Source organism: Kutzneria sp. 744, assembly GCF_000568255.1.
Taxonomy (GTDB): domain Bacteria; phylum Actinomycetota; class Actinomycetes; order Mycobacteriales; family Pseudonocardiaceae; genus Kutzneria.
Window position 1 is genome coordinate 9,708,202 of record NZ_KK037166.1, and the last position, 13,984, is coordinate 9,722,185.

At 68.6% G+C, this 13,984-nt stretch carries 11 protein-coding genes and 1 pseudogene; 5 read left to right on the forward strand and 7 right to left on the reverse strand.

What is annotated here, in order from left to right:
- Window positions 1–17 precede the first annotated feature (17 nt).
- Complete coding sequence (locus tag KUTG_RS44395) at window positions 18–1,793, forward strand: HSP90 family protein (protein WP_198047525.1); 1,776 nt, start codon at window positions 18–20, stop codon at window positions 1,791–1,793.
- A gap of 397 nt (window positions 1,794–2,190) precedes the next feature.
- The gene (locus KUTG_RS44400) at window positions 2,191–3,039 is read left to right on the forward strand and encodes a geranyl diphosphate 2-C-methyltransferase (protein ID WP_043725797.1); all 849 of its coding nucleotides are present in this window, start codon (window positions 2,191–2,193) and stop codon (window positions 3,037–3,039) included.
- 80 nt (window positions 3,040–3,119) lie between these two features.
- Here the strand turns inward: KUTG_RS44400 and KUTG_RS44405 are convergent, their stop codons facing one another.
- The gene (locus KUTG_RS44405; RefSeq protein ID WP_052396825.1) at window positions 3,120–4,346 is read right to left on the reverse strand and encodes a family 2 encapsulin nanocompartment cargo protein terpene cyclase; all 1,227 of its coding nucleotides are present in this window, start codon (window positions 4,344–4,346) and stop codon (window positions 3,120–3,122) included.
- Between the two features lie 293 nt (window positions 4,347–4,639).
- Window positions 4,640–5,491 carry a hypothetical protein gene (locus KUTG_RS44410; protein WP_157495225.1) on the reverse strand — a complete coding sequence of 284 codons (852 nt, stop codon included), beginning with the start codon at window positions 5,489–5,491 and terminating at the stop codon, window positions 4,640–4,642.
- A 263-nt stretch (window positions 5,492–5,754) separates the two neighbouring features.
- Between KUTG_RS44410 and KUTG_RS44415 the strand changes: the two genes are divergently transcribed.
- Genes KUTG_RS44415 through KUTG_RS54740 form a run of 3 tightly spaced genes read left to right on the forward strand, consistent with a single transcriptional unit; the run spans window position 5,755 to window position 9,462 of the window.
- Window positions 5,755–7,146 carry a tachylectin-related carbohydrate-binding protein gene (locus tag KUTG_RS44415; protein ID WP_198047526.1) on the forward strand — a complete coding sequence of 464 codons (1,392 nt, stop codon included), beginning with the start codon at window positions 5,755–5,757 and terminating at the stop codon, window positions 7,144–7,146.
- Window positions 7,147–7,159: 13 nt separating this feature from the next.
- A complete protein-coding gene (locus KUTG_RS44420; protein WP_084580525.1) occupies window positions 7,160–8,035 on the forward strand; it encodes a tachylectin-related carbohydrate-binding protein in 876 nt (291 codons plus the stop codon).
- A 14-nt stretch (window positions 8,036–8,049) separates the two neighbouring features.
- Window positions 8,050–9,462, forward strand: a complete 1,413-nt coding sequence (locus KUTG_RS54740) for a tachylectin-related carbohydrate-binding protein (RefSeq protein WP_052396135.1) — start codon at window positions 8,050–8,052, stop codon at window positions 9,460–9,462.
- A 422-nt stretch (window positions 9,463–9,884) separates the two neighbouring features.
- Here the strand turns inward: KUTG_RS54740 and KUTG_RS44430 are convergent, their stop codons facing one another.
- From KUTG_RS44430 to KUTG_RS44450, 5 genes and pseudogenes are all read right to left on the reverse strand, one after another.
- A complete protein-coding gene (locus tag KUTG_RS44430; protein WP_052396136.1) occupies window positions 9,885–10,400 on the reverse strand; it encodes a serine hydrolase in 516 nt (171 codons plus the stop codon).
- A gap of 42 nt (window positions 10,401–10,442) precedes the next feature.
- Complete coding sequence (locus KUTG_RS44435) at window positions 10,443–11,201, reverse strand: 2-keto-4-pentenoate hydratase (RefSeq protein ID WP_043725808.1); 759 nt, start codon at window positions 11,199–11,201, stop codon at window positions 10,443–10,445.
- The gene (gene dmpG / locus KUTG_RS44440) at window positions 11,198–12,208 is read right to left on the reverse strand and encodes a 4-hydroxy-2-oxovalerate aldolase (protein ID WP_043725810.1); all 1,011 of its coding nucleotides are present in this window, start codon (window positions 12,206–12,208) and stop codon (window positions 11,198–11,200) included. The genes KUTG_RS44435 and dmpG overlap by 4 nt, the downstream gene beginning before the upstream one ends.
- A pseudogene (locus tag KUTG_RS44445) lies at window positions 12,205–13,154 on the reverse strand (acetaldehyde dehydrogenase (acetylating)). The gene dmpG and the pseudogene KUTG_RS44445 overlap by 4 nt, the downstream one beginning before the upstream one ends.
- Window positions 13,151–13,948: a 2-keto-4-pentenoate hydratase gene (locus tag KUTG_RS44450; protein WP_043732819.1), complete on the reverse strand. Its 798-nt coding sequence runs from the start codon at window positions 13,946–13,948 to the stop codon at window positions 13,151–13,153. The pseudogene KUTG_RS44445 and the gene KUTG_RS44450 overlap by 4 nt, the downstream one beginning before the upstream one ends.
- Window positions 13,949–13,984: the final 36 nt, after the last annotated feature.

Below are 13,984 nucleotides of genomic sequence, written 5' to 3' on the forward strand. Positions count from 1 at the left end.
CACCCCAGAATCGCCGCGTGCGTTCCCCGTACCCCACCATGCCCGGAACCTTCCAGGTCGACCTGCGCGGCCTGGTCGACCTGCTGTCCCGGCACCTCTACCGCAGCCCGGACGTCTACGTCCGCGAGCTGCTCCAGAACGCGACGGACGCGGTCGCCGCCCGGCGGCGGTTCGAGCCGGGAGTCACCGGCGCCGTCGAGATCGAGGTGGTGGAGCCGGCCGACGGGCCGCCGGAGGTGATCGTCACCGACAACGGCATCGGCCTGACCGGCACCGAGCTGGTGGAGCTGCTGGCCACCATCGGCCGCAGCTCCAAGCGGGGCGACCTGTCGTCCCACCGGGACTACATCGGCCAGTTCGGCATCGGCCTGCTGGCCTGCTTCCTGGTCGCCGACGAGATCACCGTGGTGACGCGGTCGGCCAAGGACCCCGACGCCCGGGCGCTGCGCTGGCAGGGGCGGGCCGACGGCTCGTACGACATCACGCCCGTGGAGAGCGCTCTCCCAACGGTAGGGACGCGGGTCCATATCCGCGCCCGGCCGGGCTCCGAACACCGCCTCACCCGCGGCCACGTGCTGCGACTGACTCATCGCTACGGAGGCCTGCTGCCGCTGCCGATCCGGCTCGGCTCGACCGTCGTCAACGACGACCCGCCGCCGTGGGAACTGCCGGCGCTGACCATGGACCAGCAGCGGGAGAACGCTCTCTCGTACGCCCGTCGAGTGCTGGATCTCGATCCCCTGGACGCGATCCCGCTGCACGCCGACGGCGTCCGCGGCCTCGCCTTCGTGCTGCCCTACGAGCCGAGCCCCGCCGCGCGCCAGGACCACCGCGTCTACCTGCGACGCATGCTCCTGTCCGACTCGGCCGACCGCCTGCTGCCGGACTGGGCGTTCTTCGTCCGCTGTGTGATCGACGCCGACAACCTGCGCCCCAACGCCGCGCGGGACGGGTTCGCCGAGGACGCCCGCCTGGACGAGATTCGCGAGCAGCTGGGCCGGTGCATTCGGGACCACCTCACCGACCTGGCCCGGATGTGGCCGTCGCGGCTGGCCGGCATTGTCGCCATGCACCACGCCGGCATCTCGGCGCTGGCCGTGCACGACGAGCAGTGCCTGCTGCTGTTCGCGGACTGGCTGCCGGTCGACACCTCGCTGGGGCGGATGACGCTGGGGGAGCACGCCCGTCGGTTCGGGGAGCTGCGTTTCGTGCGCCGCTGCGACGATTTCCGCCAGGTGGCGCCGATCGCCGCCGCCCAGGGCCGCTGCGTGGTCAACGGCGGCCCGGCCAACGTCTCGGCCCTGCTGGACCGCCTGGCCGCGCTGCGGCCGGAGCGGAAGATCGCCGAGCTGGACCCGACCGAGGTCGTCGACTCGTTCGCCGACCTGACCGACGGAGAGCGGGCCGAGGTGGCCGACCTGGTCCGGCTGGCGGAGAGTGTTCTCCGGCAGCACGACGTCGGCGTGCAGGTGCGGGCGTTCGCGCCGACCCAGATGCACGCCACCTTCATCGCCGGCGAGGACTGCCGGGTTCGCCGCCAGTTCCTGGGCTCTCCTTCCACCGTGGACGGTCCGGTGGCCGCCGGCCCGCCCTCCCAGCTGTGCCTGAACTTCGCCAACGCGGCCGTGCGGGAGCTCGCCCGGCAGGCGCGGCAGGGTCTGATCATGCGGGTCCGGCGTGCGGTGGAGTTGTTGTACGTGCAAGCGTTGCTGCTGGGCCATCACCCGCTGCGCGACCGGGAGCTCACCCTGCTCGACGACGTCGTGCTCGGCTTCGTCGAGGATCGGGACTGACGCCGTTAGTCGGATGATGGGAGCATCTCCGTCGCGTCCCTTGCTCCATTGGTGCGACAGAGCGATTTCCCTTGCCCGGCAACACACTGATCGGACCAGTCCTCGATGGACATGGGCTTTCCCTTTCGGGGCAACGGTCATGGAAGCCAGCACGTCCGGGTTACGCGCCATCACCCGCACGGAGCAACGGGTTCTACGCAGCGCGCGCCCACTCCGGAGCGGCGGCACACCACCCTGTTGAGGGACTGTGGAGGCCCGGAAACCCGGTGCTAGCCTCGGCTGGGCCGGCCGGCCACCGCACTGCCCCGCAGACGTCGACCACAGACCCGACGCCGGGATGTCCTCTCCTGCCACCGATTCATCGATGGCGCACGTCCGCACGGTTGAAGGAGCTCGCATGACGACAATCCACCGCGCACGCCCGGTTCTCCGCAGCGACTACCAGCGTTCCGTCGCTGACTACTGGAACAACGAGAAGGACCCGGTCAACCTGCGGCTCGGTGACGTCGACGGCCTCTACCACCACCACTACGGGCTCGGGGCCTACGACCCGGCCGTGCTCGACGGGCCCGACGAGGCCGTGATCGCGGAGATGCACCGACTAGAGACCGCGCAGGCCAACGTGCTGCTCGACCACCTCGGGGACGTCGGCCCGGACGACGCGGTGCTGGACGCCGGCTGCGGGCGCGGCGGCAGCAGCATCATGGCCAACCAGCGCTTCGGCTGCTACGCCGACGGGGTGACGATCTCCGAGACCCAGATGGAGTTCGCCAACGAGCAGGCCCGCCGCCGCGGTGTCTCGGACAAGGTGCGCTACCACTTCCGCAACATGCTCGACACCGGCTTCCCCGACGCCAGCCGCAAGGCCATCTGGAACAACGAGAGCACCATGTACGTCGACCTGCACCAGCTGTTCGCGGAACACTCGCGGCAGCTGGAGATCGGCGGCCGCTACGTGACGATCACCGGGTGCTACAACGACGTGACCGGCGGGCGCTCCAAGGCCGTCAGCCAGATCGACCAGCACTACACGTGCAACATCCACCCGCGCAGCGAGTACTTCAAGGCCATGGCGGCCAACAAGCTCGTGCCCATCTCCGTCATCGACCTGACCGCGGACACCATTCCGTACTGGGAGCTGCGCGAGCGGTCCTCGGTGGCCACCGGCGTCGAGGCCCCGTTCCTGAAGGCGTACCGGGAGGGCAGCTTCCACTACCTGCTGATCGCCGCGGACCGCATCGCCTGACCCGAAAGGCAATCGAGGCCCGTGCCCCTGGGGGCATGGGCCTCGTCCGTCCTAATGAGACATTCCTACTGGGACTCTTCCTACTGGGACTCTTCGCTGTGGTAGCGCCGGCTGGTGGCGTGCCACTCACGGCTGCCTCCGCACCAGGCCCACGTGTCGGCCAGGAACCGTTGCAGCATCGGGGTTCCCTCCAGGTACATGGCCGCCGACTCGGTCACGAAGCCGTGCATCAGCTCGTTGTGGATCTCGACCGTGCGCTTGACCGCCTGCTGCCGGGACAGGCCTTCCTCCTCCATCAGCGCGATCGGCAGGCTGATGTCGTCGTCGGCTTCCTTGTCCATCGAGTGCAGGTCGTTGAGCAGCACCGAGGCCATGCCGGCCATGCAGAACGCGCGGCGCAGGCGCGGGTGGTAGAACTCCTGCGCGGGCAGCTCGTAGCCGGCGACCGCGTCGACCAGGATCATCGGCGGCAGATAGCTGTTGTGGTAGCGGTGCATGTAGTACTCCCACACCGCGGGCCGCCGCCCGGTGTGCCGCCAGCTGGCGTTCTGGTCCAGCGCCTGGAACAGGATGGCCATCTGGTGCTGGAAACGGGCCATCTGCGCGACCGAGGTGTACTGGGACAGGTGCTCCATGCCGGTGCGGAAGGCCAGCGCGATCGGCTCCTCCTTGATGAAGCGCTCCAGCTCGTGCCGGTAGCGCCGCGGCATCGACACCGGATCGACCACGCCGTACAGGACGCCGAAACGGGCTGCGGCCATGGCCGGATCCGCTCCCATCTCCTCCTCGTCCAGGTAGTAGTCGTCCGAGGCCCACTCCGCGACCACCACCTTGGCCGCCGCCAGCAACCGATCCGCGTCGTCGGTGCCGGGATGGGTGAGCATGATCAGCCGGCCGAAGCCGCAGGAGCGCAAGTGGTCCAGGCGGCCCTCGTAGATGCCGACCTCGCCGGCCCACTCCACCATGCGCTCGTTGACCTCCTCGCCGAGCGCCGGGTTGTCGCGCACCGGTCCGGGGCAGAACAGCTCCGGCACCTCGTCGGAGTCGTCGTCCACGGCCGGCTCGGGCGGCAGCGGCGCCGGCTCACGCGGCCGGTCGGCCAGCAGCAGCGGCAGCCGCGCCGCCGACATGCCCAGCGTGGACGGTTGCTCGGTGGGGAAAACCAGGCTCAGCGGCGGCGCTTCCGTCCGGTCGGCGGCGAGCAGCGCCGCCAGCTCCCCGGACGGCGCGGATCGCATGTCGGCCAACACCGCCGCAGCCAGCTCGGCCGGGTCTCCGGACACACTCGGGGCAAGAAGCCGAGACATCAGGGACATGCTGCCAGTAAGCCACAACCCGTGCCCGCGCACGGGGAAGTCCACTCGGACGTGCTACGGGTGCGAGGCGTGGATACCGCCAGAAGTGCGGTGCTCCAAGGAAATTCCTGTCACCACGCGCGTCAAGGAGCGCGGCGCCGAGCGGCGTCAGGGCGTGCAGCTCGTTTCAACTGTGTTCTAGTCTAACTTGCGAGGCGGTACCCTTATGGTGGGCCCATCACTTGTACCACTGCATACTTTACACAGTTCCAGTTCGTTCCTGGATAACGGGTAGCCACGGGCCATCACTTTGGCTCCGGGCACGCTGGTAACCTACGAGAACGATCTGACAGGGTGTCCCGCAAATGCAACTCCCAACCCGGGTGCCCGTAGACCGGCAATTCAATGTGTGGTAGCAGCAGCGCGACCACCCGCCCGGGCGCGGCCGGCCGGCTCACCTCCGGCTGCCGTGCCGGGTAGACCAGCACCGGCGGCAGGCTCGGATCGACCAGCGCCAGCGGCGTGCGCCGGCAGAAGTAGGACGGCACCAGCAGCACACCGCGGCCGTCCAGGTGCAGGTCCCGGTCCACCGGGTAGGGCGCGACGAGCGCGTCGCCGTCCCAGCGCATGAACGGTTGGAAGCCGGCCAGCATCGCCTCGGTGCCGCCGTCCAGCACGGTGCGGGCCCGTAGTCCGCGGTCGGCCTCCACCTGCCGGCCGACCTCGGTCCACCGGGGTGCGATGGCCATGCGGTGATACTGGCGCAGGGTGTCGCCGAGCATATCCAGTTCGCCGTCACGGCCATCGGCGATGTCGATTGCCCACGGCGGCAGGGTGGCCAATTTCGTGAGCGCTTCCAGATCGGCGCGACGTCGTTTGCGTGGCGTGCCGAGCACCGTTTCGATGCCGTCGTCGACATCGGTCGAATCGGGCGTCATGAAATCGGGGAAATAACCGAGCGGTGGCACCAGTCGAGCCAATGGCCGGGGCAGTCGCCCGGCCGCCCGCAGCGCCTGTCTGGTCGCCGCCTGCCAGTCGGCCAGGTCGCTGTCCACGTGCCGGCTGCGCAGTTGATGCAGGCTGAGCACCAGTTCCCACATCGCCAGCGGCCCTGCCGCCACTCTGGTCCGCGCCAGGTCCGCGCCGGTGAAGAACACACGCAGCGTCAATTCAGCCCCCTATGACGGCCACGGCGATCGCTCCCCAGCATCGGGCCGCGGTTCAGCTCCCCAAAACCCCGAAAAGGATAGAACAACACCGCTCGGAGGGGGAAGCGCTGCCTCGTGACTGCTCTCACGGCGGTTCCGGGCCACCGCCACCTGCCGTTTTCGGCACCGGCCGAAATCGCGTGCGTCGCGGGCCGGTCACTACCGAGGCTATGGCCACCGCAGTACGACGAGGGCGGCGTGGGAGAGGGAGTATGAGCGGATCCAGACGACTGTCGAGATGGGTGCGGGCGGCCGGGATGGCGGTGGCCGTCGTCCTCGGCGCGACCGGTATCGCCGCGCTGCCGGCCCAGGCGGCGACCACCACCGACGTGGTCAACCTGGCGCTGGCCAACGTGGGCGGCATGGCCTGTGGCACCAACAGCGCGGCGGCCACGGCTTCTACGGCAGCTGCACCCGGCAACGGCGGCCAGCCCGAGTACTGGTGCGCCGACTTCGTGAAGTGGTTGTGGGCCAACAGCGGCGTCGCCGACCTCAACGGCCTGACCGCCGCCGCCCGCAGCTTCTACGTGTACGGCGCGAACCGCGGCATCCTGTCCGGCACGCCGACGGTCGGCGCGGCGGTGGTGTTCTCCAACAACCGCGGGGACACCAGCGCCGGTGGTGGCGGCATCCACCACGTCGCCGTGGTCAGCAAGGTCAACGGCGACGGCACCATCGAGACGATCAGCGGCGACTGGGGCGGCCAGTCCGGCACCGAGGCGCACTTCGCCAGCACCTCGCACGTCATCCACAACACGCCGGCCTTCGCCGGCGGCGTCGGCTCGTACTCGTCGACGATGAAGATGTACGTGGAGGGCTACATCCCGCCGCCCGGCGTCGGCACCGGCTCCACCCGCTCCGCCTTCTCCGAGGGGCGCGGGATCCTGTACTACCCGCAGGGCGACGGTCGTCTGCTGTGGTACGACCACACCGGTTATCTGAGTGGTACTCAGGATTGGACCGGCAACTCCGGGACTCAGGTGAGCCAGGGCTGGAACGAGTACAGCACGGTCTTCTCGGGTGGCAACGGGGTCGTCTACGGGATCAGCCCGAACGGTGATCTCCACTGGTACAAGAACACCGGCTACCTGTCCGGCACGACCGACTGGGCGGCCAACTCCGGCGTGGTGGTCAGCCACGGCTGGAACGAGTTCCGCGAGGTGTTCGCCGAGGGCGACGGCATCCTGTACGGCATCACCCAGGACGGCCGGATGATCTGGTACCACCACACCGGCTACCTGACCGGAACCGCCGACTGGACAAGCAATTCCGGCGCCCAGGTGAGCCAGGGCTGGGACGAGTTCAGCCACGTCGTCGGCGGCAGCGACGGCATCATCTACGGCGTCGACGCCGACGGCCACCTGCTCTGGTACGACCATACCGGCTACAAGTCCGGCACGCCCGACTGGACCGCGAACTCGGCGGCGCAGGTCAGCCAGGGCTGGGACGCGTTCGCGCACATCTTCTCCGGCGGCAACGGAATTCTCTACGCGGTCAGCCAGAACGGCGACCTGCACTGGTACGACCACACCGGCTACCACGCCGGCACCCCCGCCTGGACCGGCAACTCCAGCGCCTTGGTCAGCCACGGCTGGAACAACTGACGAGGAAACGATCATGACTATCAAAGCCTTGGCCAGACGTGGCCTCACCACGGCCGGCGCTTTCCTGCTGGCCGCCCTCATCGCCGTGCTGCCGATCGTCGCCAGTGGACGGGCCTTCGCGGCCGGCGGCGCGGACCGAACCAATGTGATCGCGGCCGGCGATGGCGTGCTCTACAGCGTGCAGTCCGACGGGGATCTGGCGTGGTACAAGCACTCCGGCGCGGCCAACGGCGCGGTGACCTGGGCCGCGGGCTCCGGCGCCGTGGTCAGCCACGGCTGGGACCAGTTCAGCCAGATCGTCTCCGGCGGCAACGGTGTGCTGTACGCCATCAGCCCCAACGGTGATCTGCACTGGTACGACCACACGGGCTTCGCCAACGGCGCCGTCACGTGGGCGGCCAACTCCGGCGTGGTGGTCGGCCACGGCTGGAACGTATTCACGCAGGTCGTCTCCGGTGGCAGCGGTGTGCTCTACGCGGTGAGCCCCAACGGTGATCTGCACTGGTACAGCCACACCGGCTTCGCCAACGGTGCTGTGACCTGGACGTCCAACTCCGGCGTCGTGGTCAGCCACGGTTGGGACAACTTCATGTCGGTGATCGCCGGCGGCGACGGCATCCTCTACGGTGTCAACCCGAACGGCGACCTTCAGTGGTACGACCACACCGGCTTCGCCAACGGCGCCGTGACCTGGACGGCCAACTCCAGCGCGGTGGTCAGCCACGGCTGGGACCAGTTCGTCCAGGTTGTCGACGGCGGCAGCGGTGTGCTGTACGCGGTGAGCCCCAACGGTGATCTGCACTGGTACAGCCACACCGGCTACGCGAACGGCGCCGTCACCTGGGCGTCGAACTCCAGCGCCGTCGTCAGCCACGGCTGGCTCGCGTGAACGGGAGGAAAGCCTTGTCCGGCAGCAGGATCCTCGCTCTGGGCACGGCCCTTCTCGCGCTGGCCGCCCCGGCCACGGCCGCCGCCGCGTCGACAACAAATGTTGTCGGGATCCCGCTGACGATGAACACCGCGGCCACCGCGCTGGCCTCGACCGGCTGCGGCGGGCACTACGACGACCAGAACCCGCCGGCCACGATCCGCGTGCTGCTCAGCAGCGGTGGCATCTCCACGGTGCCGTTCGAGCAGTACGTGAAGGACGTGCTGCCCAACGAGTGGATCTCCAGATGGCAGCCGGCGGCGTTGCAGGCCGGCGCGATGGCGGTCAAGACGTACGCCTGGTACTGGACCAACCACTCCGGGGCGCGCAGCTCCGGCGGGCAGTGCTTCGACGTCTACGACACCACGCAGTCGCAGGTGTACAAGGCGGGCAGCCACAAGCCGAGCACCGACGCGGCGGTGGACGCCACCTGGGGTGTGTCGATGCGCCGCGACGGCGCGATCTTCGAGGCCCAGTACCGGGCCACCGCCGGCGGCACCGGTTGCGGCCAGGGCGCCGACGGCATCAAGCTGAGCCAGAACGGGTCCCAGGCCTGCGCCGTGGCCGGCTATGACTACCAGCGCATCCTGCGGACGTACTACAGCAACATCGACATCTCGGCCGGCGGCGGCACCACTCGCTCACCGTTCTCCGAGGGGCGAGGCATCCTGTACTACCCGCAGGCCGACGGCCGCATGCTGTGGTACGACCACACCGGTTATCTGAGTGGAACTCAGGATTGGACCGGCAACTCCGGTGCTCAGGTGAGCCAGGGCTGGAACGAGTACGGCAAGGTCTTCTCCGGCGGCAACGGCATCGTGTACGGCATCAGCCCGAACGGTGATCTCCACTGGTACAAGAACACCGGCTACCTGTCCGGGACCGCAGACTGGACCGCCAACTCCGGCGCCGTCGTCAGCCACGGCTGGAACGAGTACAGCCGGGTGTTCTCGCTCGGCGACGGCATCATCTACGGTGTCGCGTCGGACGGCACGTTGCACTGGTACCACCACACCGGCTACCTGACCGGGACCGCCGACTGGACAAGCAACTCCGGCGTCCAGGTCAGCCAGGGCTGGGACCAGTTCTCCCTGGTGGTCGGCGGCGCGGACGGTGTGATCTACGCGGTCACGAGCGACGGCCGGCTGCTGTGGTACGACCACACCGGCTACAAGTCAGGCACGTCCGACTGGACCGGCAACTCCGGCGCGCAGGTCAGCCAGGGCTGGACCGAGTTCACCCACGTGTTCTCGGGCGGCAACGGCATCCTGTACGGCGTCAGCCCGAACGGTGATCTGCACTGGTACGACCACCTCGGCTACCACACCGGCAGCGCTGCCTGGTCGGGCAATTCCAGTGCCCTGGTGAGCCACGGCTGGAACAACTGAAAGACCAGTGCAGGGCCGCGTCCCCGTTCCCCTCACGCGGCCCTGCACGCCTACTACTGCGCCAGCTTCTTCACCGCGATCCCGGTCGCGTCGGCGATGAGCTTGCGACCGGCGGTGGATTTGGGGTCCTTCGGCGCGGTGTAGCAATTACGTGCGAGGTCCACTATTCATCATGCCTCACGAACGTAACGACTCTTGTTTTTGCGTACGAAACCACCGATGGCAGTTTTTACAGCAATCCGGTTTGCGTCCCTCATTTGCTCATCCTGAGCTTCCAGTACGTCTCAACACCTTGTGAAACGACGGGTAACAGCATTTGAACGTAGGCGCATACGGGCGTGTTGCAATTACACTAGTACGCGACGCTGGGATGGGCCTCGTCTGATAATGCTTTCAGCCTTCAAAGAGTTTACTCTAGGTGGCTAAGGCTGTACTGGAGTCTGCGTCATTGGCAACGGACGATGGGTTGGAAAGTGTCCAGCCTCGCATTGACAGTTAGGCCAGTGAGGAGGTTCAGCGGGCCCAGACGACTGCCATTTTATAGAAGTGACACGAGTATGCTCCGTCATGCTGGTGTGCAACGAGGTGACCGGGGCGTACGAGAGCACCTTGGACTTGTCGTACGCGATGACCCGGTCCAGCAGCCCGGGTTGTTGCTGCCGCAACTGAAGGATCGCGCCGACGACCAGCACCTTGTGCGTGGAGCACATCAGGAACCGCTCGTCGGCGCGGTGGGCGACGCTGCGGCCGCTGCCCGTGTCGAGCGCGTAGAACCCGAGCCGGCCGCCGAACTTCTGTTCCAGCGCAGCCAGATCCGGGTCCTGTGCCGCCGACGAGGTTGTCGTCGACGGCGGCGGCGTGGTCGTCGGGGCGGTGCTGCACCCGGCGAGCGTGGCGGCTAGGCCGCCGAGCAGCAGCGTGCGACGAGGCAACGGCATGTGATCCCCCCAGACGTCGAGGGGATCACCCTACCGTGATGATCAGGCGACCCCGCGCACGGTGACGCTGCCCAGCCCGGCCACCTCGACCCGGACGACCGACGGCCCGAACGGCACGGCGGCGGTGGCCGCCCCGGCCAGGATGACGTGCCCGGCCCGCAGCGGGAATCCCTGCTTGGCTGCGATGCCGACGAGCTGCCGCAACGCCCGGAGGGGGTGCCCGAGGATGGCGGCCGTCGACCCGAACTGCACGTCCTTGCCGTTGACGCTGAGCCGCACGGCCCGGTTGGCGACGTCCCCGACCGGCAGCCAGCCGCCGATCGCGAACAGGCCGCCTGAGGTGTTGTCGGCGATCACGTCGGCCAGGTTGAACTTGAAGTCCCGGTACCGCGAGTCGATGACCTCGACGGCCGGCGCCACGGCATCCACCGCAGACACGATGTCCGCCAACGGATCCGTCGGGTCGACGTCCCGCCCGAGGCGGAACACGATCTCGGGTTCCACCCGCGGGTGCACCAAAGTGGACAGTCGCACCTCGCCGCCGTCGTTGACCCGCATGGCGTCGGTGAGCTGGCCGACGATGATGTCGGAGACGCCCATCTGCACCATCTTGGCCCGGCTGGTGAAGCCCAGCTTGGTGCCCACGAGCCGTTCCCCGGCCGCGAAACGCTGGTCCAGCAAGGCATGCTGGATGGCGTACGCCTCGTCGATGGAGATTCCCTCGGGCAGCTGGGGCGTCGCCTCGGCGTTGCGCTGGGCGTCGTGCAGCCGGACCGCGAGCGGGACCGTCGACGTCGTCACGACGCCTTCCCGACCAGGTCGAGCGCCACGTCCACGATCATGTCCTCCTGCCCGCCGACCATGCGGCGCTTGCCCAACTCCACCAGGATGTCCCGGGTGTCCATCCCGTACCGCTTCGCGGCCCGCTCGGCGTGCAGCAGGAAGCTGGAGTACACGCCGGCGTAGCCCAGGGTCAGGGTCTCGCGGTCGACCCGGACCGGCCGGTTCTGCAACGGCCGCACCAGGTCCTCGGCCGCGTCCTGCAACGCGAACAGGTCGCAGCCGTGATTCCAGCCCAGAATGTCGGCCACGGCAACAAAAGCCTCAGCGGGGCAGTTGCCGGCCCCGGCGCCCTGGCCGGCCAGGGCAACGTCCACTCGGTACACACCGTGCTCGACGGCGGTCACGCTGTTGGCCACCGACAGCGACAGGTTCTCGTGCGCGTGGATGCCGATCTGCGTGCCGGGGTTGAGCACCTGGTTGTAGGCCTCGACCCGCTCGGCGACGTCCTTCATGGTCAGCCGGCCGCCGGAATCCGTGACGTAGACGCAGTGCGCGCCGTAGGACTCCATCAGTCTGGCCTGCTCGGCCAGCTTCGCCGGCTCGTTGAGGTGGCTCATCATCAGGAAGCCGGCGACGTCCATGCCGTTCTCGCGGGCCCAGCTGATGTGCTGCGCGGAGATGTCGGCCTCGGTGCAGTGCGTGGCGATGCGGACGCTGGTGACGCCGAGATCCTTGGCGTGCTTGAGATCCTCGATCGTGCCGATGCCCGGCAGCAGTAGCGTGGTCAGCTTGGCGTCGGTCACCGACTCCGCCGCTGCGGTGATCCACTCGGTGTCGGTGTGCGCGCCGAACCCGTAGTTGGCGCTCGAACCGCCGAGCCCGTCGCCGTGCGCCACCTCGATCGCCGCCACGCCGGCGGCGTCCAGCGCGGTGACGATGTCCCGCACCTGCTGGACGGAGTAGTTGTGCGCCATGGCATGCATACCGTCGCGCAGGGTCACGTCCTGGACATAGATGTCGGTCATGCGATGCTCCCCACCGCGGACTCGGTCAGCCAGCCGCGCAGTTCGGCGATGCGCTCGCCGGTCCGCAGGGCGGCCGAGGTCATGATGTCGAGGTTGCCGGCGTAGGCGGGCAGGTAGTGGCCGGCGCCGGTGACCTCCAGGAACACCGTCACCTTCACGCCGTCGAACCCGCGGCCCAGCGCCGGCAGGTGCGGCACGGTGATCGGGTCGAACTGCACGTCCTGCTTGAGGCGGTAGCCCGGCACGTACGTCTGCACCTCGGCGACCATGCGGTCGACCGACTCGGCGATCGCGCCCCGATCGCCGCCCTCGATCAGGCAGTACACCGTGTCCCGCATGACCAGCGGCGGCTCGGCCGGGTTGAGCACGATCACCGCCTTGCCCTTGGTCGCGCCGCCGACCGTCTGGATGGCGGCCGACGTCGTCTCGGTGAACTCGTCGATGTTGGCCCGCGTGCCGGGACCGGCCGACTTGGAGGAGATGGAGGCGACGATCTCGGCATACGCCACCGGCGTCACGCGGGAAACCGCTGCCACCATGGGGATCGTGGCCTGGCCGCCCGCAGGTGACCATGTTGACGTTGTCGGTGGCCCAGGTGCTCGTCCAGGTTGACCGGCGGCACCACGTACGGGCCGATCGCCGCGGGCGTCAGGTCCACCATGAGCTTGCCGTGCGCGGCGGCGACCGCCGCGTTGTGCCGATGCGCGCCGGCCGAAGTGGCGTCGAAGACGATGCGTGCCTCGGCGAACTCCGGCATGTCGAGCAGACCGTCCACACCGGACGCCGTCGTCGCCACACCGAGCCGCTTGGCCCGGGCCAAGCCGTCGGAATCCGGGTCGATGCCGGCCATCGCGGCGACGTGCAGTCCGGTCGACAGCCGCTTGATCTTGAACATCATGTCGGTGCCGATGTTGCCGGAACCGATCACGACCGCACCCACGGTCATCGCGCACCTCCGTCGTCAGTGAACACGGTTTGAACCTCACCCAGGCCGTCGAGCCGCGCGGTGTACACCCCGGCCGCCTTGACCGGGACCATCGGTCCGAGGGCGCCCGACAGCACCACCTCGCCCGCCTTGAGCGGCGTGCCGCGGCGGGCCACTTCCCGGGCCAGCCAGGCCACCGCGACCACCGGGTTGGCCATGCAGGCCGCGCCGGAGCCCACCGACACGGGCTCGCCCTCGTGCTCCAGCACCATGCCCACCTGCGCCAGATCCAGGCCGTTCAGCGAGAACGGCGCGCAGCCCAGCGTGTAGAGGCCGCTGGATGCGTTGTCCGCCACCGTGTCGGCGATGCGGATGTCCCAGTTGTCCACTCGGGAGTCCACGATCTCGATCGCGGCGACGACGAAGTCGGTGGCGCGCAGGACATCCGTGACGGAGGCGTGCGGGTTGTCGATGTCCTGCTTGAGCACGAAGGCGATTTCCGCCTCGACCCGGGGCTGCAGCAGCCGTTCCAGCGGGACCGGTTCGCCGGTGGCGTAGCTCATGTCCGAGAACAGCGAGCCGAAGTCCGGTCGGGACACTCCGAGCTGGCTGCGCACCGAGTCCGAGGTGAGGCCGATCTTGCGGCCGACGATCTTGTTGCCGGCGTCGAGCCTGGTCGCGGCGAGGATCTCCTGCACCGCGTAGGCCGCGTCGATGTCGTGCTCGCCGATCAGGTCTCGCACCGGGGCGCAGGGCCGGCCGGTGTCGATGGCGTCCTGGAGCCGGTCGGCGGCGGACTGGATCTGGGGGGTCACGAGGTCGACCATGGCGGTTCGCCGTGGCACGATGCC